13 protein-coding genes and 1 tRNA gene are annotated in these 18,907 nt (G+C 36.8%); 4 read left to right on the top strand and 10 right to left on the bottom strand.

Annotation, left to right across the window (positions count from 1 at the left end):
• Positions 1–72: 72 nt before the first annotated feature.
• The 4 genes from Q0X59_RS03185 to Q0X59_RS03170 form a co-directional block, all read right to left on the bottom strand.
• Positions 73–3,093 (bottom strand): UPF0182 family protein, encoded by a 3,021-nt coding sequence (locus Q0X59_RS03185; RefSeq protein ID WP_297643161.1) that lies wholly within the window; start codon positions 3,091–3,093, stop codon positions 73–75.
• Between the two features lie 306 nt (positions 3,094–3,399).
• On the bottom strand, positions 3,400–3,735 hold the full coding sequence (locus Q0X59_RS03180; RefSeq protein WP_297643130.1) for an AzlD domain-containing protein: 336 nt from the start codon (positions 3,733–3,735) through the stop codon (positions 3,400–3,402).
• A 5-nt stretch (positions 3,736–3,740) separates the two neighbouring features.
• Entirely contained in the window at positions 3,741–4,535 is a 795-nt protein-coding gene (locus Q0X59_RS03175) for an AzlC family ABC transporter permease (RefSeq protein ID WP_297643128.1), read from the bottom strand.
• Between the two features lie 173 nt (positions 4,536–4,708).
• Positions 4,709–5,998 (bottom strand): solute carrier family 23 protein, encoded by a 1,290-nt coding sequence (locus Q0X59_RS03170; protein ID WP_075523408.1) that lies wholly within the window; start codon positions 5,996–5,998, stop codon positions 4,709–4,711.
• Positions 5,999–6,590: 592 nt separating this feature from the next.
• Here Q0X59_RS03170 and Q0X59_RS03165 point away from each other — a divergent pair.
• Positions 6,591–7,688, top strand: a complete 1,098-nt coding sequence (locus tag Q0X59_RS03165) for a putative sulfate exporter family transporter (RefSeq protein ID WP_075523409.1) — start codon at positions 6,591–6,593, stop codon at positions 7,686–7,688.
• An 85-nt stretch (positions 7,689–7,773) separates the two neighbouring features.
• Here the strand turns inward: Q0X59_RS03165 and Q0X59_RS03160 are convergent, their stop codons facing one another.
• From Q0X59_RS03160 to Q0X59_RS03140, 5 genes are all read right to left on the bottom strand, one after another.
• A complete protein-coding gene (locus tag Q0X59_RS03160; protein ID WP_075523410.1) occupies positions 7,774–8,172 on the bottom strand; it encodes a Fur family transcriptional regulator in 399 nt (132 codons plus the stop codon).
• Positions 8,173–8,354: 182 nt separating this feature from the next.
• Positions 8,355–9,527, bottom strand: coding sequence for a 5-(carboxyamino)imidazole ribonucleotide synthase (gene purK / locus Q0X59_RS03155; RefSeq protein ID WP_297643127.1), 1,173 nt, complete (start codon positions 9,525–9,527; stop codon positions 8,355–8,357).
• Positions 9,511–10,008 carry a 5-(carboxyamino)imidazole ribonucleotide mutase gene (gene purE / locus Q0X59_RS03150; RefSeq protein WP_075523412.1) on the bottom strand — a complete coding sequence of 166 codons (498 nt, stop codon included), beginning with the start codon at positions 10,006–10,008 and terminating at the stop codon, positions 9,511–9,513. Before purE ends, purK begins: the two co-directional genes overlap by 17 nt.
• Before the next feature lie 183 nt (positions 10,009–10,191).
• Positions 10,192–10,264, bottom strand: a tRNA-Arg gene (locus Q0X59_RS03145).
• A 185-nt stretch (positions 10,265–10,449) separates the two neighbouring features.
• Positions 10,450–11,646, bottom strand: coding sequence for an SLC13 family permease (locus Q0X59_RS03140; RefSeq protein ID WP_297643126.1), 1,197 nt, complete (start codon positions 11,644–11,646; stop codon positions 10,450–10,452).
• 257 nt (positions 11,647–11,903) lie between these two features.
• On the opposite strand from Q0X59_RS03140, the gene Q0X59_RS03135 reads away from it, so the two are divergent.
• The gene (locus Q0X59_RS03135; RefSeq protein WP_297643124.1) at positions 11,904–13,679 is read left to right on the top strand and encodes an acetolactate synthase large subunit; all 1,776 of its coding nucleotides are present in this window, start codon (positions 11,904–11,906) and stop codon (positions 13,677–13,679) included.
• Between the two features lie 193 nt (positions 13,680–13,872).
• Here the strand turns inward: Q0X59_RS03135 and Q0X59_RS03130 are convergent, their stop codons facing one another.
• Positions 13,873–15,000 carry an ROK family protein gene (locus Q0X59_RS03130; protein WP_075523414.1) on the bottom strand — a complete coding sequence of 376 codons (1,128 nt, stop codon included), beginning with the start codon at positions 14,998–15,000 and terminating at the stop codon, positions 13,873–13,875.
• A gap of 468 nt (positions 15,001–15,468) precedes the next feature.
• On the opposite strand from Q0X59_RS03130, the gene gnpA reads away from it, so the two are divergent.
• Both gnpA and Q0X59_RS03120 read left to right on the top strand, forming a co-directional pair.
• Complete coding sequence (gnpA, locus tag Q0X59_RS03125) at positions 15,469–17,718, top strand: 1,3-beta-galactosyl-N-acetylhexosamine phosphorylase (RefSeq protein WP_075523415.1); 2,250 nt, start codon at positions 15,469–15,471, stop codon at positions 17,716–17,718.
• Between the two features lie 97 nt (positions 17,719–17,815).
• Positions 17,816–18,904 carry an aminoglycoside phosphotransferase family protein gene (locus tag Q0X59_RS03120; protein WP_366517015.1) on the top strand — a complete coding sequence of 363 codons (1,089 nt, stop codon included), beginning with the start codon at positions 17,816–17,818 and terminating at the stop codon, positions 18,902–18,904.
• The last annotated feature ends 3 nt before the right edge of the window (positions 18,905–18,907 follow it).

Here is an 18,907-nt window from a genome sequence, read left to right as displayed (position 1 = left end):
AATTACTAGCGTAAAAGCCAAAAACTACTAGCGTAAAATCACTGGAAAAATCACAAGCGTAAATCACTAAAATTATTGCTTTATAGATTCATCTAACATAGCTTCGTTAATAGCATCTTTCAACTCTTTTTGAGCTTCTCCATAAGCTTTCCAATCACCTGAATGGAGCGCATCATCAGAATCTTTCAAAGCTTTAGCAGCACGTTTAAGCGCAGCTTTAGATTTGTTGCTCATAGAAGTATTCTTTGACGAACCCTTAGAATCTGCATTCGCAGAAGAATCTTTAGAATCTTTAGAATCCTTAGAATCCTTAGATCCAGAAGGATTATTAGACGCATCTCCTGCTAAAGCTCCAGAATTTCCTCCAAATACTTGATTAAGAGCTTCATCTAAGGTATCTGCAAATCCAACTTGATCGCCAAATGCAACTAAAATCTTTTTAAGCAACGGATAACTTGTAGAACCGCTAGATTGCACATAAACAGGTTCAACGTAAACTAATCCGCCACCAAGTGGTAAAGTAAGCAAATTTCCACGCTTAACTTTAGTAGAACCAGATTCAAGCAAATTCAATTCTTTAGACACATTTGCATTCGCATTAAAATTATTTTGAGCCTGTCCAGGACCTGGAACGTTAGAAACTTTAGGTAGTTCTTGCAAACGAATCTTTCCATAATTCTTAGAAATTTTACCAGGAGTATCCCCTGCATCTGAATCTACTGAAAGGAAACCAGTTAGAATTTCTCGCGTAATCCTACCTGCAGGAATATATGTAGAAACAAGAGAGAATACAGGTTTCTTTGCATCTCCTGTTTGCAAAGTCAAATAATATGGAGGCTGCAAAATATCTTCATTCTGAGCTTGCTGAGATTCAGTAGGATCAACTGGAGTCTGCCAAAAATCTTCCCCAGAGAAGAACTGACTTGCACTATCTACATGATACTTTGCGAGCAAATAACGTTGAACTTTAAACAAGCTTTCTGGATAACGTAAATGCTTCATTAAATCTCCAGAAATCTTTGAAATATCATGATAATGACCAGGGAAAATCGATCTCCAAGCTCTAATAACAGGATCTTTAGTATCCCAAACATACAAATCAACAGAACCATCGTAAGCATCAACTGTAGCTTTTACAGAATTACGAATGTAATTTGCACGCTGATTAGTTAAACCTTTAATCGAATTAGACGTTGTAGTAGTAGAATCTTGAGTTACTTTACCAAAATCAGTCATTTGAGAGTATGGATAAGCATCAGAAGTAGTGTATCCGTCAACAATCCACTTAACTCTTCCATCAACAACAGCAGGATAGACTCTACCATCTAAAGTCAAGTAAGGAGCAACTTTAGATACGCGAGCTTTAGGATTTCGATCATACAAAATTTGAGAATTTTTAGTCACGCGATCTGAAAATAGAATCTGATCTGATTCAAAGCGAATAGCATGGAAAAGTCTAGATAAGAAACTACCTAAACTTGGTCCACCATTGCCTTTAAAAGTAGTTAATGCACCTTTAGAACCTGTTGGATAATCAAATTCCCAAGGAGAAGTACCTTTTGGAGAGCCAACAATCGAATACTCTGGAGCATTTGGAGAGAAATAAATTCTCGGCTCATACTTTTGCAATTTTGTAAGCTTGCCTTGAGTTGGTATTCCATATTCCATGAATTGTGGCTGACCATCTGTTGTCACTTTATTACCATAAGCTGCAACAATTCCATAACCGTGAGTATAAACAGTATGATCATTCACCCAATTTCGATTGTCATTACCGTCTAAATCAAGCTCACGAGCAGCAATAACTGTATCTTGACTCACACCGTCAATATCGTATTTATCTACTGAAAGCGTATCTGCAAAAGTGTAATATTGCTTAGATTGTTGTAATTGACGGAATGTTGGAGAAGTAACTTGAGGATCTAGCAAACGAATTTGCGCAGTGGATTCTGCTTCTTTTGCAAGAGCTCCAGACTTTCCTGTAGAAGTTGCGTTATATGATTCCTTCTTAACATCATTCAAACCATAAGCAAACTTTGTTGCGTCAATATTTCGCTGTATATACTTTGCTTCAAGCTCTTGCGCATTCGGCGCAACTTTAAAACGCTGAGTCAGCATTGGAATAACTAAAGTCAATATAATCGATGAAGCTAAAAGAGAAGCAATTGTTATAGATGGAGTTTTCCAAGCTTTCAAAGCAGCAACAAAACGAGTGCCTAAAGGAACATCGCCGCAAAGAGAATGCGATTTTAATAACCAAGCACATATAACAACGCCAGCAATAAACGTCAATACAGCCATAACAATATCTAGCGGAACTGAAACGTTCATGTCTGTATACAATCCGCCTGTAATTCTAGGACCATCTAAAGTAACTGCTCCAAAAATATCTATTATTTGCGAAACAGTGAAAAAAGTAATAACAAGCATAAACCAAGCAGCTACTTGACGACGAGCATTTTTAGTAATACTGAATATACCTTTACCTTTTATAGGCATAGTTATACGAATTGCACCCATGAATAAGTGAGTTGCTATAGAGAAAATCAAAGCGAATACTAAAAGTAATACGAATGCTTTTATAAACAATCTTAAGCCAGGAAGAACGAACACGTAAAAACCATTATCAATACCAAACTGAGGATCTTTAATTCCAAATTTTTGAGCATGGAACATAAGTAAAATTTGCGCCCAATGAGTGTAAAATTGTGATCCAAAAATCGCTCCAGCTATTAAAGAAACAATTCCAGCAACATGGAATGCAATTTTTGAACTTACACCTTTCTTGATTTCAATAACATTACCTTTAATGCTAATGCGAGTTCCATCTGAACTATCTGGTCGTTTACGAATAGCTAAAGATGCTGAAAGATATCCAAATGCAGCCATTAAAATAGTGTAAAGCGCCCATACTCCCACCTTTGAGGCTAACTGAATCCAAATAACGCTCTCAAATCCAAGTTGAGAATACCACATGCAATCAGTTACAAACTTTGCAAGGCCAAATACTACAGCTATAGCAAAAACTACGATCAATACTGCACAAATAATAATCCAATGCCACTTTTTTGCGGAATTTAGTTTACTTTTCATAGAAAAATCACTCGTACTACTATTATTCTCATCACTACTAATATCTAAAATTTCAGGATCTTGATTATTGTCATCCAACTCGTCATCTTTAGAATAATTATTTTTAGAAGACTCACTACTATTGAAAGACATGAGTTTACTAGCTTTATTGTAAAAACTATTACTATTTTTACTGTTTCCATATTTTTTTATAACAGAAACAAGTACAAATCCTGCTACAATAAGCAAAGCTTTCAAAATTGAGTAAATCATATTTTTAAGAATACTATATAAAGCATCCTTTTATTAAATAATCACAAAAATTGATTACACGAATATGCATTGCACTAAAAACATGTATGTTATAGTTCCAGACGCGATTGAAAGTAGCATATTTTTACGCCAACAATGAAGTAATGCAACTACTATCAGCGAAATTGCTTCTGGAAGACCATGAGAACCACTTAAAATATTAGTAGTTTTAAGCGAATACACTAATAAAAGACCACTCATAGCATACGGAAGAATACTTCCAAGATATCGCACGATTTTAGGAGGTTTTTTAGATTCTGGAAATATCCAAAATGCAGCAAAACGAGTTGATGCTGTTCCAATAATTGCAACAATAATAATTATTATGCTTTGAAAAACGTTCATACTCATAACATTTACGCCTTTTTTGATTCGCAATTTTCACTAGATACAACTGGATCGTCACTATAATTTACGCATAATTTTTCAAAATATTTTCTAAAAATAATAAATACTATCAAAAATGTTACTAGAGAAGGAATCATAAACATTTTCGCGCCAAGAAATGAAAGTGCCACAACAGAAATAACAACACCAAGAATAAGTACAATATGATGTTTACTAGAACGCCACTGCTCAATAAAAATAACTAGGAACAATGCTGTTAAAACAAACTCAATACCTTTCATATTGATTGGCAAAATGCTACCAACAAGCCAGCCTATTATTGCACCAATAATCCAGTAGGAATGATTTAGAATAGAAACAAAGAACATAAACCATTGTCTGTTTACGTTTTTTGCAATTTTAGCAGATGAATTTACAGCAAATGTTTCATCAGTCATATCGAAAATCATAAAGAACTTTTTTATTCCAGCACCTTTATATGGTTTTAGCATTGTTAAGCCGTAGAAAATATGTCTGACATTTACAGCTAATGCTAAAACTAGCGCAGAAAATGGGTCGAAAGAAGAGAAGAATAAGTCAAGAGTAATAAATTCCATTGTGCCGGAATATATTAGTATGCTCATTAAAATTGGATACCATATTGAAAAACCTTTTGCATGCATTAGCATTCCATAAGAAATACCAAGAAACATATATCCAGCACAAATCGGTATAGTGAACGGAAAAGCAGTATCAAATGCTTTAAATATTACTAATTTCCTATTCGAATGCTCTTTAGAAGAAGAATCCTGTTTTTTTGACACAGAATTTAACAACTTCCACTTCCTTATCTTCAATATACGACTCAAAGATTTTTAAGTATACATTATGGTAAGCACGTTATAACAAATTTAGCGCGCTGTAAATTGAGTTAATTCTCAAAATACGAGCGCGCTAAAGAAAATCAGATTAAATTAGATTAAATCAAATTATAAAACTAAGCTACATCTGGATCGTTTTTAGCAATTGTTCCAGTGAGCTTACCAATAACCTTCAATAAGTGGTATACAACCAGCACAACAACAGTTCCGATTGCAATACCATTGAATTGAATTCCAGAAACAGCAAATTGGAAGTTAGCAATACCAATAATCATCACGATTGCAGCAATCATAATATTCACTGGCTTGTCGAAGTTCACTTTGTTTTCAACCCAGATTCTCACACCAATCATGCCAATCATGCCGTAAAGCAAAGTAGTAACACCACCTAAAACACCAGCTGGAATAGAATTGACAACAGCGCCAAACTTAGGGCAAAGGCTTAAGATGAATGCAAATGCTGCTGCACACCAATAAGCTGCAGTGGAATAAACTTTAGTTGCAGCCATAACTCCAATATTTTCACCGTACGTAGTAGTACCACAACCACCGAAGCATCCAGCAATAGCAGTACCCAAACCGTCTGCAAACAATGCAGTGCCAATCTTTGAATCGTAATCGCGACCAGTCATTTGAGCTACAGACTTAACGTGACCAACGTTTTCAGCAATAAGCACAAGTACAACAGGCAAGAACATAAGAAGAACAGAGAAATCAACTTTTGGAGTGTGGAAGTTAGGCAAACCAATCCAAGGAGCTTTCTCAATCTTAGAAAAATCAACTTGTCCGTTGTAGCAAGCATAAGCATAGCCAACAAGAACACCTAAGAGAATATTCAAACGGCCTAGAAGACCACGGAAGATTACTGCAATAAGCATAACAGCAACTAATGTTACTAACGCTGTATCTGGAGCTTTTTGGAAGTTGCTCCACACAGCAGGTCCTAAATTAAAACCGATAATTGCAACTATTGCACCGTTTACAACAGGCGGCATAATAATGTCAATCCACTTTGCTCCAGCAAAATGTACAAGCACACCAATAAGAGCAAGCAGAATACCAGTGCACATAATTCCAAAGCTTGCAACAGCAATGCCTTTATGAGCAGCTGTCACAGCCATAACAGGTGCTATAAGACCAAAAGAGCTTCCCAGATAACTAGGAAGCTTATTTGCGTTAATAAGTAAGAACAGTGCCGTTGAAAGAGCAGTGAACATCAAAGTAGTTGATGGATCAAAGCCAGTAAGAATAGGCACTAAGAATGTTGCACCAAACATTGCAATAACATGCTGAGCACCAATACCAGCAGTACGAGTCCATGTTAAACGCTCATCTGGCTCCACAACTTCGCCCGGTTGTAATTTTTTACCATCGCCGTGAAGCTGCCACGTGAACAACGAATTCATTTCTTCTCCTTGCAAAAACAAGCTATATAAAATGCTTTGTAAACAAGTGTCGCTAAAAAAACAAGCACTCGTCGAGCGCTGGGATGGCAGCTTCTGGGAGGTCTCCATTGCACCACCGACCCATATGCCAGAGGACATTCTAATGTTGTAAAAGCTAAGTGTCGAGTACAAAAAAGAAATTACAAATTTATAACGAAATTTTGTTGGAATTTCAAGCAAAACCGGTGTGTCGAAAAGTATGCAAAAATCACCAACTAATGTTTATAATTACTCACTTATGTTTAAGAGAACTGAATTCAGGAACTAAAGTCAAACAAACTTCGCGAGCGCAAAATACTCAATATCAAATATTCACAGATAGAAGATCCAATAACTCCTGTAAAACGCAACATACTCCACACTCAAACTCACACATCAAACTAACACGCAAAACGAAAAGATAAATAATGATTTATTATGTTCATTTCTGTAATTTTCATGTTCGGCGTGTTGTTAAACTTTTCGCTACAAATATGCAATTAAAAATAGATAATCAAAGTTTTAGTTGTTATTTTGTTATCTTTTGTCCGATTATGAGAGAATAATGAGCTAAATGGTTAATTTCTTTGATACATGGAAAAAGAAAATCTGCACCATCGATATGGCTCTCATTGCTGTATTAACACTTCTAGCTTCCTTTATTGGCAGCTGGCTTAAACACTATCCAGGATTACAATTACTGGGTGCTCTTATTATTGCGTTGCTCGTTGGCATGGCTCTGCAGCTGCCATTGCACGCATACAAAAAGAATAATGATTCAAGACGCGCAGGCGTTAAAAGCGCAGCAGGCTTGATTGCAAACAAACTTCTTCGCCTTGGAATTATTCTCCTAGGCTTTAATCTGAATTTGCATGATCTATTTACGAAAGGCATTAAATGCTTACCGATTGCAGCAATATTAGTTGCAATAATGATTTTCGTAACATACAACATTGCAAAACTTATGAAAGTAAACCCACAACTTGCAATGCTTACAGCAGGCGGCACAAGCATTTGTGGTGCAGCCGCAGTTATGGGACTTTCGGGATCAATGCCAGTTCTTCCAGAAGAGGAAGATGAGAAAGAACAAAACGAAGTTATGGCTGTTGCAACTGTTGCAATTATGGGTACAATTTACGCTCTTGCTGAAATCTTCATTCTTCCTCATTTTGGTATGACTAAGCAGCAGCTTGGCATTGCTTCTGGCGCTTCACTTCACGAAATCGCACATGCTGTTGCAGCTGGCGGAGCATTCGATAGTATCAATACTGCAGCTGGCGGAGCATCCGTTAGTATCAATGCTGCAACAATAATGAAACTCTCGCGAGTTCTTATGCTTGTTCCAGCATCAATTTTCATTGCAATTTGGTGGAATGCTCGTCACAGCAAAGTTGAAAATGGTGGAAAGCATAAAATTAGTTTCCCATGGTTTATGCTTGGTTTCATTGCAGCATCCGTTATTGGAACTTACGTACCTTTCATAGCAGCACATCATTCAACTCTTGTTGAAGCTGGATACATTTTCCTCGGAATGGCTATGGCTGCTCTCGGAATTAACGTAAACTTCAAGGCTATTTTCAAGAAGGGTCGCTGGGCTTTTGCAGCAAGTTTCTTAGCGTCTATCGTATTAGTAATACTCGCTTGCATAGCAGCAAAATGCTTCTTCGCATGACGTAAATATAATTTTTATGTTTAGGGAGTCCTTATAGACTCCCTTTTTTATATTATTTTTTGCCTATGTTTGGCAACTTAAAAAGTCACTTACGACACTCAGAACACAATCCAAAAACTTCGAGAGTGTGATCTATAACAGTGTAACCATACGAATCAGCGATTTTATGAATCCAACCTTCGTCATCCGGAGGCTCTATATCAACAGTTTTACCGCAATGTTCACAAACAAGATGATGATGGTGAGTATTCTCATCACAAATTCTAAATAATTGCTGACCGTTAAATCTAACTGTATCTACTTCCCCACTCTGAGCAAGAGTATTAAGTTGTCTATAAACAGTAGCTAAACCAATAATCTCACCATTATCAGTTAAAAATCTATGTAAATCTTGAGCAGAAACAAAATTACGAGATTGCCGCAAAAACCCCAATAAGGTTTCTTTCTGCTTTGTATGCCTTCTCACTGGCTGAGAACCTACCATATATAGCGTTCCTTTCACAAATACGACAACTCTAAAAAACAATAATACCGCATAATAAACCTCTACATAAGTTAAATAATGTTGATTAAACAAATAAATATTCAACTTTAATTCAGATTTAATTCTGCTTTAATTCAACTTTAATAGAGGAAAATTATGCGGCAGCTGCGCACAATATTAGGTTAGTCTAATTCATCATCCCAACAACCAGTAGAATCTAGCTCTTTAGCAGCCTTAATCGGATCATCGCAAAGAACAGTAATGTGTCCCATCTTACGATTTTTACGAATTTCAGCTTTACCATAATCATGAACATGCCATTGCGGATGTTCTAAAATCATCGAACGAACAGCGCAAACATGCTGACCTAATACATTAACCATTACAGCAGGAGAAAGTAGTTTAGGAGTTTTCAAAGGCCATCCAACAATACCGCGAACATGCGCTTCAAATTGATCCATATCTACAGCTTCAATAGTGTAATGTCCTGAATTATGAGGACGTGGCGCAAGCTCATTAACTACTACGCGATTATCTTTAGTAATAAAAAGCTCTATTCCAAGCGTTCCTGCAAGTTCAAATCCTTTAGCTAATCGTAAAGCTAAATCTTGAGCAGTTTTAAGAACATTTGAATCCACTATTGCTGGAGCAATAGTCATATGAAGAATACTATTATGATGCACGTTTTTTACAAGAGGATAAGTCACAAAATCCTTGCCATTTCCAGAAACAAGAATTGAAGCTTCAAAAGCAAAATCAACAAATCCTTCAAGTATAGATGGAAGGAATTTTTCACCTTTTTCTACACGTTTATGAATATTAGACACATCTTCTTGAGTCTTAAGAACATCTTGCCCATGACCGTCATAGCCGCCACGACGAGTTTTAAGAATCGCAGGCAATCCAATCTCACTAATAGCAGAATCTAAATCATCTAAATTATTGACTTCACACCAAGGAGCAGTTTCAGTCCCGTGATTATTTATAAACTCTTTTTCAAAAACACGATCTTGCGTTATACGCAATAAGTCAGTTCCTTGAGGAACAGCAACCAAATCGCGAACTTTATCAAGAGCATCTGCATTAACGTTCTCAAATTCATATGTAAGAACATCGCAACGCTTCGCAAGTTCACGCAAACCATCTAAATCATCGTAATCTGTTTCAATTTGAAAATCAGCTACTTGGCATACAGGGCAATTTTCAGTTGGATCAAGTACTCCTACACGAAAGCCCATATATCGAGCAGAAAGAGCCATCATACGCCCTAGCTGACCGCCACCAATAATTCCAATAGTTGCTCCTGGCATTAAATGCTCAACAGTACCATTTGTTACTTCAGATAAGGTTGGCATTAGATTCCTCAACTTTCGCTTTTAATTGCGCACGATACTTTTCAAGTTCATTAGCAAGATCATTATCTGTAGTACTCAAAATGCTTACAGCAAGCAAGCCTGCATTAGTTGCTCCAGAATTACCAATTGCAGTGGTTGCAACAGGAATTCCTCCCGGCATTTGCACGATAGAAAGTAAGGAATCCCAACCTGAAAGAGCATGAGATTTAACTGGAACACCTATAACTGGAAGAGTTGTTTGAGCAGCAACCATACCAGGCAAATGCGCTGCTCCTCCAGCTCCAGCAATAATAACGTGTAAACCATTTTTACGAGCGTTATGCGCAAAATCAGCCATCAACTCTGGAGTACGATGAGCAGAAATAACTTGTTTCATATAAGGAACTTTGAATTTGTCGAGAATTTCACAAGCATGACGCATAGTTTCCCAATCACTAGAGGAACCCATTACGACTGCAACAATTGGCTTTGTTTCTTGCACAATAACCTCCCATGACATGCAATGCTAACTTTACGCAAAGCTAAGGAGAATATATTACTTATAAAATAAGTGGGATATATTACTTATAAAACGAATACTCAAATAAAAAATAAAATAAAAAAGCGTATAGCAAGAAAATAGTACGCAAAATGCAAGCAAAAAGCAGGCAAAAAGCAGATTTCGTGCCCCCGACGCGATTCGAACGCGCAACCAACGGATTAGAAGGCCGTTGCTCTATCCATTGAGCTACAGAGGCGCAAAAAGAAAGTATAGCAAATACTCAATATAACACTCGCATTTTTTGAAATAAATTTTGCAAATTTTATAATAAATTTTAAAATCGCTCAAAAACAAGTTAAAAACAGACCAAAAACATACTCAAAATAAACCAAAAATAAAATCAAAAATCAAAGTTAAATCAAAAACGAAACAAAAAACAAACTATTTTTCTATAATCCACGCAAGCGTAACAAGTACAGCAAGGAAAAGCAGATTAACTAAAGTGTACATAAGCAAATAGCGTCCCTTATTATGCGGATACTTATTCGTAATACCTTTATATGAAATCAATGAAGCCATAGATGCAATAAGCGTTCCCATTCCGCCTAAATTAGTTCCAATAATAAGTTGATTCCACTTATCACAGAATCCAGAAAGCAAAATAGTTGTTGGAACATTGCTTATAAATTGGCTTGAAGCAATAGATACTTCCATTGGATGCGTTCCAACCCACATTTGGGCAAGCTCAGTAAATCCTGGGACTCTACGCATATTACCAATAAAAATAAAGAACATAATAAATGTAAGAGGAAGCGCCCAATCAAGCGAACGGAATACATGTCTATCGAAAATAATAAAAGCAATCACGATTATTAGTATCATTGCCCAATCTGGAATCCAGCCAGCAACACCGCACAAGCATATTGCAAATAAAGCACAATAAACTAACACACGCCATTTACTGAATCCTGCTCCATAACCCATAAGACGAATCTCATCTGGTTTAGGTTTACCTTGAGAAGGAGCAAGAACGCCTTGTTCAATATCGTCACTATGCAATCCAGAAAATTCTTTTACGTTCGTAGACTTAAAAAACACAAAAGCAAAAACAATCATCAACAATGCTGAAGTGATTGTATAAGGTGCCATAATGCTAATGAATTCTCCTGCAGACTTCTTAGTTAAAGCAGTCAAATACAGATTATGAGCGTTTCCAATAGGCGTAAACATACTTCCAACATTTGCGCCAATAGTCATAAGAGTAATAACTAAAATAGCATGTTTTTCAGCATTAGCCATAACTAGCACAGAAATAGCAAAAGGCACGAAAGTAACTAACGCAACATCGTTTGTAATAAACATAGATGAAAAGAAAGTAAGCGACATAAGTACTATAACTAATCCGCGCTCAGTTTTCACATGCCTAAGTAAGCGAGATCCTATACTTCTAAAAACGCCGATACGCTGAAATCCGCATACTACCATCATTAAACCAATAAGTTGAGCTATTGTATTCGTATGAATATAGCTGAGATAATGCGAATCCGGAGGTACAAAAAAACAAGAAATTATAGCTAAAACAGCAGCCACGATAAGGATAGTCTCACACTTGACTAGGTTCAGCAACCAACGTCGCATTATTCCTCCGTGACAATTTACACAACTTTTTTAAGTGTATCGTAAACTACACATATTTCTTATTTTTATTTCCGACCAAATCGTTGAAATTGCAACGTATAATAGCCTTAAACACAAGCGTTAATAGTAAAAATAAGACAACGTAAAATCCGACCTTTTTCTAAGACACGCGCAACAATAACATCGCTCGATAATACTGATATAGCTAATATAATGAAGTAGAATTAAGTAGCCCATAAAAAGCGAGAGCAACTGTTATGGAAAATAATCTGAATCAAGAAGCTATTGAATTTAAAAATCAAGAAGCGTCAAAGTGGCAAAATCAGCAGAATAATCAGCCGCAAAATCAGCAGCAAAATCTTGAGCATACTAAGAATACAGCTGATTTGATTGTTGAATGTTTAGTAAACGAAGGCGTTGAAGTTATTTTCGGAATTCCAGGAGAAGAAAATATTCCTCTTCTAGAAGCTATAGAAAGAAATGGGCATATTCGTTTTATAGTAACTAGACACGAACAAGGCGCTGGATTCATGGCAGCAACATACGCACATATCACTGGAAAACCTGGTGTATGTTTAGCAACTCTAGGCCCTGGAGCTTTGAATCTAACTCTTCCTGTTGCACAAGCAAACGCAAGCACTACTCCGCTTGTAGCATTATGCGCTCAAGGAAATGTATCTCGCTTGTATAAAGAATCACATCAAATTATTGACTTAGTTTCATTATTCCAACCTATAACTCAATGGTCTTCTATGATGCTAGCTCCTGCTTCCGCTCCTGAAATGGTAAGAAAAGCATTTTCTATAGCACAACGTAAACGCCCGGGAGCTACTTGCCTTGTTATACCCGAAGATATTAGTGAAATGGATGCGCCAGTAGACGCAAAGCCACTTCCACTACCTCGTCCTTTACATATTCTTCCAGCTCAAGACACTATTAACGAAGCTGCTTCGATTATAAAGCAAGCAAAACGTCCAATCATACTTGCAGGAAACGGCGTTGCAAGATCGCACGCGCAAGAAGAATTACGTAAATTCGCAGAACAACTTAACGTACCTGTAGCAACTACATTTGAAGGCAAAGGCGTATTTCCAGACAATCACCCTAATGCTTTGGGTGTAGTTGGATTCATGCACCGCGATTATGAGAATTTTGCATTTGATACAGCTGACTTAATTATTGCAGTAGGATTCTCAATTCAGCAATTTGATCCGAAGAAAATCAATCCGCATAACGATAAAACTATTATTCACATAAATACTTTTGTGGAAGATACAGATGCTCACTATCCAGCTGCACTGAATATTATGGCGGATATAAGTCAGACTTTGTTAGCACTTACAAATACGTTAAAACAGCAAAATATTAGTTTTGACGTCAGCCACCCTCGCATTCGTCAAATGTTAAGCGATGAGCTTCATTCATTTGAGCATGATGAAAGCATGCCTATGAAACCGCAAAGAATCGTTTACGATACTCGTAGAGCAGTTCCAGAAGGCACAACAGTTCTTGTAGATACTGGTGCTTTAAAAATGTGGATGGCAAGATTGTATCCAACTATGCATCCGAATACTTGCATAATAGATAACAGTCTTTCTACAATGGCTTGGACTCTTCCTGGAGCTGTAGGAGCATCGTTCATACGAAATAGCGAAGGAAAAATGAACACAAAGCCTGTACTAGCAGTTATGGGTGATGGAAGTTTCATGATGAATGTGCAAGAAATTGAAACCGCTGTGCGAGTTGGAGCGCGCATGGTGATTTTAGTTTGGGAAGATAACGCTTATGGCTTAATTAAATGGAAAATGGATTTGCATGCTGGCGAACACGAATACGTTGATTTTAAAAATCCTGATGTAGTAAAGCTTGCACAAAGCTTTTCAGCTAGAGGATCTGTAGTTAAAAACCCTGACGATTTATACAATATGCTAAGCGAAGCTTTAGCACAAAAATCTGGAGTTGACGTAATCGCATGCCCTGTGGATTATCGTGAAAATATGAAGTTGATTGAGAAATTAGGAGATATTGAATAAAGCTAATAAAGCTTATAAAACTTATAAAGCTTTTAAAACTAATAAATTGCAATTCATATCATATTGACTATTAACTAAACGCCGTCTTTATATCTTTAATTGATAAAAGGACGGCGTTTTTAAACACGTACGAACAAACTTAGCAATATGAGATAAGCTTAACAAACGTATGAAAATAAAATATTTATATTTTCTACTTTTTTGCAACAATTCCTTCGCGATGTATCAGAGGAACCATTCTGCGAATTACTTCCACTCCTTGTCCACGCAAAACCAAATCTTCTCCCTGAGAACAACGATAAACAATTGGAGGCTCACAATATCCATTCGAGATATTATTGTGGAATTCTTCTCGTATTCCTTCTAAGAAACAATTGCAAACTATATCTGATGCGCCATAAATAGCAACATCATGTAAGTTAAGTAATCCAACAGGTACAGACATTATTCGACCAAGAGTACGTCCAGCGTCTCTGAGTATATTTTCTCTGTCTAAAGGATTTTTAGCTATACGATTTCTCAAAATTGGCTCAGAAATCATGGACTCTACACACCCTTTGCGTCCACAACCACACATTTCGCCTTCTGGATCAACAATAATATGTCCAATTTCACCAGCAGAAAATGTTGAACCAGTAACAATCTTATCGTTTATGTAAAGGCTTGCGCCCACACCTCCGCCAACAGTTATGAGCATGGAATTTTGCGTAGCTCTTCCAAAGAATCTTTCTGCAACAAGCGAAACACTTGTATCGTGACTGACAATTGTTGGAATACCAGTCGCTTCTTCAATAATCTTCTTAATTGGAAAATCAGTCCAATCAAGACGCACAGATTTTACGACTGTTCCTTCTTCATTTACAATTCCAGCTAAAGCTACGCCAATACCTAAAATGTTTCTTTCAGTAGCAGAAGACAAACTTTTATATAATTCGATTATTTTAGCTACTTTTTCTTCACTGCTGTTTGTGCTAGAAACTTCTATTCTCTTAATAATGCTTCCGCACAAATCCATAATCGCACCTTTAAATGCGTATGAATCAGTTAAATCTAGAGCTATAACTCGCCAATAGGATGTGTCAATAGCCAAAACTTTTGAACGTTTACCGCGTCCTTCACGATCGTCATCCCCGACTTCGCGAAGAATATGATCTCGTATCATTTCACCTGTAACTTCACTTGTTGCCATGCGTGAAAGACCGATTTTATTACCAAGCTCTACTCTAGGCATTTGTTTAGTAGGGAAAAGCAAACTAAAAATTGCTGAAATATTATTAACCCTAATATCTGAAGGTAACTTCTTCATTATCTCATTACTCATCTCATCCTCCACTCAAGAGCATCACACTACCACACTGTAGCAACACGTGATATAACAAAAAATACTTATAAATAATTATACATTTTTCAATCATTTCGTCAATGCTCTTTACTTTTATTATTGTTATTATAACTAGCTATTTTTCGCCAAAACTCAATATGACACTAATTTTACAAATAAAATTAAGATTATTTTTTACGATTTTGAATTACTCATTTTTATGAATATCATCAATACAATAAAAACTATTACACTACCATTACATATAAAATAAATAACAAGATAAATTTTATTTACATGCACAACAATAAAGGCTTTAACACAAATAATTTTATATAAAAATATTATAAAATATTTATGTCAGCAACGTTGACAAAATACTTTATGGATGCTAACATTTACTTTAGCAATCGAGGTAGTTGCGGACTTATTTCAATCTCACAATGGGGAGAGAAAGGATAGATTATTATGGCTTCGACTGGACGTTTTACGTTGCCAAGCGAATCAAACTTCGCAGAAAAAACCAAGCAGCTCGCGGAATTATGGGGCGCAGATGCCATTCGCAATTCAGATGGAACTCAATTAGATAAAGAAGTTCTTAGCTTAGGTAAAAAAATCTACAGCGCTTACTTCCCTACTCGCGCACACAACGAATGGATTACTCTACACATGGATGAAACTCCGCAAGTCTACTTATTAAGTGAAAGGGTACTTGCGGAATCAAATAACACAACCATCCCTCTTATGGAACATTTCTTCAATGAGCAACTAACTCCAAATTATGATGCAAATCCTCATAAATATTGGGAAGTAATTGACCGTACTACAGGAGAAATAGTACCTTGCGAATCTTGGAGAGTAGAAAAATCAACTCATAGCGTAATAGTAGATAACACTATTGCAATGCATGAATACACTGCTTCATTCCTTGCATATATTATTTGGGATCCTGTTGAAATGTATAATCACCTCACAAATAATTGGGGAGATAAAGAGCACGAGATTCCATTTGATATTTATCATGAAAAAACTCGCGATTTCGTTATGCGAACATTTGAGAAATGGCTAGAGGATAATCCTCAAACAGATGTTGTGCGATTCACTACATTCTTCTATCAATTCACTCTGCTTTTCGATGAATCACACAGAGAAAAAGTAGTTGATTGGTTCGGATGCTCTTGCACAGTTTCACCTGAAGCACTTGACGATTTTGAAAAAGAATACGGGTATAGACTTAGACCTGAAGATTTCGTGGATGCAGGATCATACAATTCCGCATGGCGTTGCCCGCGTAAAGCTCAACGTGATTGGATTGACTTCACAACACGATTCGTGCGCAAAAACGTAAAAACAATGGTAGACATGGCTCATGCTCATGGCAAAGAAGCAATGATGTTCCTTGGCGACCAATGGATTGGAACAGAGCCATATAAAGAAGGATTTGACGAACTTGGACTTGACGCTGTAGTTGGATCAATTGGAGATGGAACTACAACTCGCATGATTGCAGACATTCCAGGCGTTAAATACACTGAAGGCAGATTCCTTCCTTACTTCTTCCCAGATACTTTCTATGAAGGAAACGATCCTAGCATTGAAGGTTTAGACAATTGGCGTAAAGCTCGTAGAGCTATTCTTCGCTCCCCGATTTCTCGAATGGGATACGGCGGATACTTATCTTTAGCTGCAAAGTTCCCTAAGTTTGTAGATACTGTTACAAATATTGCAAACGAATTCCGCGATATTCACGATAGAACTCACGGACATGCAGCTGAAGGCGAATTAAATGTTGCTATTCTAAACGCTTGGGGAAGCATGCGTTCTTGGATGGCGTACACTGTTGCACACGCACTTCCAAACAAGCAAACATATTCATACTACGGAATTCTCGAAGCACTTTCAGGAATGAGAGTGAATGTAAAATTCATTAGTTTTGAAGATGTATTAGCTCACGGAATAGATAGTGATATTGACGTAGTTGTTACAGGAGGTCCTGTAAATACTTCATACAGTGGCGGAGAAGTTTGGAAGAATCCTCAACTCGTTGAAACTTTGCGTCAATGGGTTCTAAATGGAGGAGGATTGATTGGCGTTGGCGAACCAAGCTCATATTATCAGCCAAACGATACTCGATTCTTCAAACTAGCTGATGTTTTCGGAGTTGATGAAGAAAGATTCCAGACTCTTTCAATTGACAAGTACTTCCCTGCTTTAGTTAGCAAACACTTCATAACTCAAGATATACCAACAAGTGAAAGCCAAATCGAACAAGCCAATAGCAAACGCGCTATTGCTTTGAGTGGCTGCGGTGGCGGACAACCTGCTTCGTTAAATGATATTGATTTTGGTGAAGTGATTTTAAACACATACCCTATTAACGAAAAGGTTGAGATTTTGCGAGCAGATAATGGAGAAGTCCAGCTTGCAACTAATAACTATGGAAAAGGAAGAGGAGTATATATTTCTGGGCTTCCTTATTCTGCTGTAAATGCTCGTCTTTTGGAACGCATACTCTTCTATGCATGCCATAAAGAAGATTGCTACGCAGCATGGAGTTCAACTAATCCAGAGTGCGAAGTAGCTCACTTCCCAGAAGATAACATGTATTGCGTTATCAACAACACAGATAAACCGCAAGATACTACCGTACAACGAGCTGATGGCACTCTTGATCAATTCCATCTTGATTCAAGCGCCATTAAATGGCAAACATTGTAGATTTTCTCAACGCAACACACTCTACAATGGTTTGTCACTACACATTGAGCTGCTTGCAATGCAGCTTGTAGCTCAATGTGTTATTTAAAAAGGAATTATTATTATGAATAACGAAACACTTAACGAAATCGCACAACAATTTAATGTTGAAGATTCTTTTACAACAATCACACCTTATGGTAGCGGTCACATTAACACAACATATCTAGCAGTCAACAAGCATCGCCGCTATATTTTACAAAAGATGAATACTGATATCTTCCCAGATACAGTCAATCTAATGAGAAATATTGAGCTAGTAACAAATTTCTTGAGATCTAAAAATCAAGAAACTTTGGAAATCATACCTACTCATAATAAGAAAAGCTACTACGAATACGTTGATGGAAATAATAAGCCTGAAATGTATAGAATGTATGCGTTTATTGAAAATACTATTTCTTACGATTTAGTTCCAAATGCGCAAGTATTTAAAGATGCAGGTGCAGCTTTTGGTAGTTTCCAAAATTATCTTGCTGAATTTGACGCTTCGAAATTAGTTGAAACTATTGCTCACTTCCACGATACTCCTCATCGCTTTTGTGACTTCAAAAAAGCTGTGAGCGAAGATCGTTTTGATAGAGCGAAAACTTGCCAAAAAGAAATCGACTTCTATATGTCACACGCTGATTTCTACTCTACTATTACAAGCGGTTTAGAAAGTGGAGAAATTCCTTTAAGAGTTACGCATAACGACACTAAATTGAATAATATTTTAATGGATGCAACTACTCATAAGCCACGTGCGATTATAGATTTAGATACGATTATGCCTGGTAGCATGCTTTATGATTTTGGAGATTCTATTCGCTTTGGCGCTTCAACAGCGTTAGAAGACGAAAAAGATATTGATAAAGTTCATTTTAGCACTGAATTCTTCAAAGCTTATGCTCAAGGATTTATTAGCGAGCAGAAGAACAATATTACGCAAAACGAAACGCAATTATTAGCTATTGCAGGCAATATGCTCACTTTAGAGTGCGGAATGCGATTCTTAACTGATTATTTGCAAGGAGATACATATTTTGCAACTCACTACGAGGATCACAATTTAGTAAGAACTCGTACGCAAATTAAATTAGTTCAAGAAATGGAAGAAAAATCAACTGAAATACGCGAAATAATAGACGATATTATGAATGAATAAATT

Origin of the sequence: uncultured Gardnerella sp. (assembly GCF_947280595.1) — a bacterium.
GTDB classification, from domain to species: domain Bacteria; phylum Actinomycetota; class Actinomycetes; order Actinomycetales; family Bifidobacteriaceae; genus Bifidobacterium; species Bifidobacterium vaginale_A.
The sequence above is the reverse complement of the archived record's forward strand: the minus strand, read 5'-3'. Positions and strand labels throughout refer to the sequence as shown.

Bases quoted from the DNA above. Each gene is read 5' to 3' on its own strand.
- Q0X59_RS03185 (WP_297643161.1), bottom strand. From the start codon at position 3,093: ATGAAAAGTAAACTAAATTCCGCAAAAAAGTGGCATTGGATTATTATT.
- Q0X59_RS03180 (WP_297643130.1), bottom strand. From the start codon at position 3,735: ATGAGTATGAACGTTTTTCAAAGCATAATAATTATTATTGTTGCAATT.
- Q0X59_RS03170 (WP_075523408.1), bottom strand. From the start codon at position 5,998: ATGAATTCGTTGTTCACGTGGCAGCTTCACGGCGATGGTAAAAAATTA.
- Q0X59_RS03165 (WP_075523409.1), top strand. From the start codon at position 6,591: ATGGTTAATTTCTTTGATACATGGAAAAAGAAAATCTGCACCATCGAT.
- Q0X59_RS03160 (WP_075523410.1), bottom strand. From the start codon at position 8,172: ATGGTAGGTTCTCAGCCAGTGAGAAGGCATACAAAGCAGAAAGAAACC.
- purK (WP_297643127.1), bottom strand. From the start codon at position 9,527: ATGCCAACCTTATCTGAAGTAACAAATGGTACTGTTGAGCATTTAATG.
- Q0X59_RS03140 (WP_297643126.1), bottom strand. From the start codon at position 11,646: ATGCGACGTTGGTTGCTGAACCTAGTCAAGTGTGAGACTATCCTTATC.
- Q0X59_RS03135 (WP_297643124.1), top strand. From the start codon at position 11,904: ATGGAAAATAATCTGAATCAAGAAGCTATTGAATTTAAAAATCAAGAA.
- Q0X59_RS03130 (WP_075523414.1), bottom strand. From the start codon at position 15,000: ATGAGTAATGAGATAATGAAGAAGTTACCTTCAGATATTAGGGTTAAT.
- gnpA (WP_075523415.1), top strand. From the start codon at position 15,469: ATGGCTTCGACTGGACGTTTTACGTTGCCAAGCGAATCAAACTTCGCA.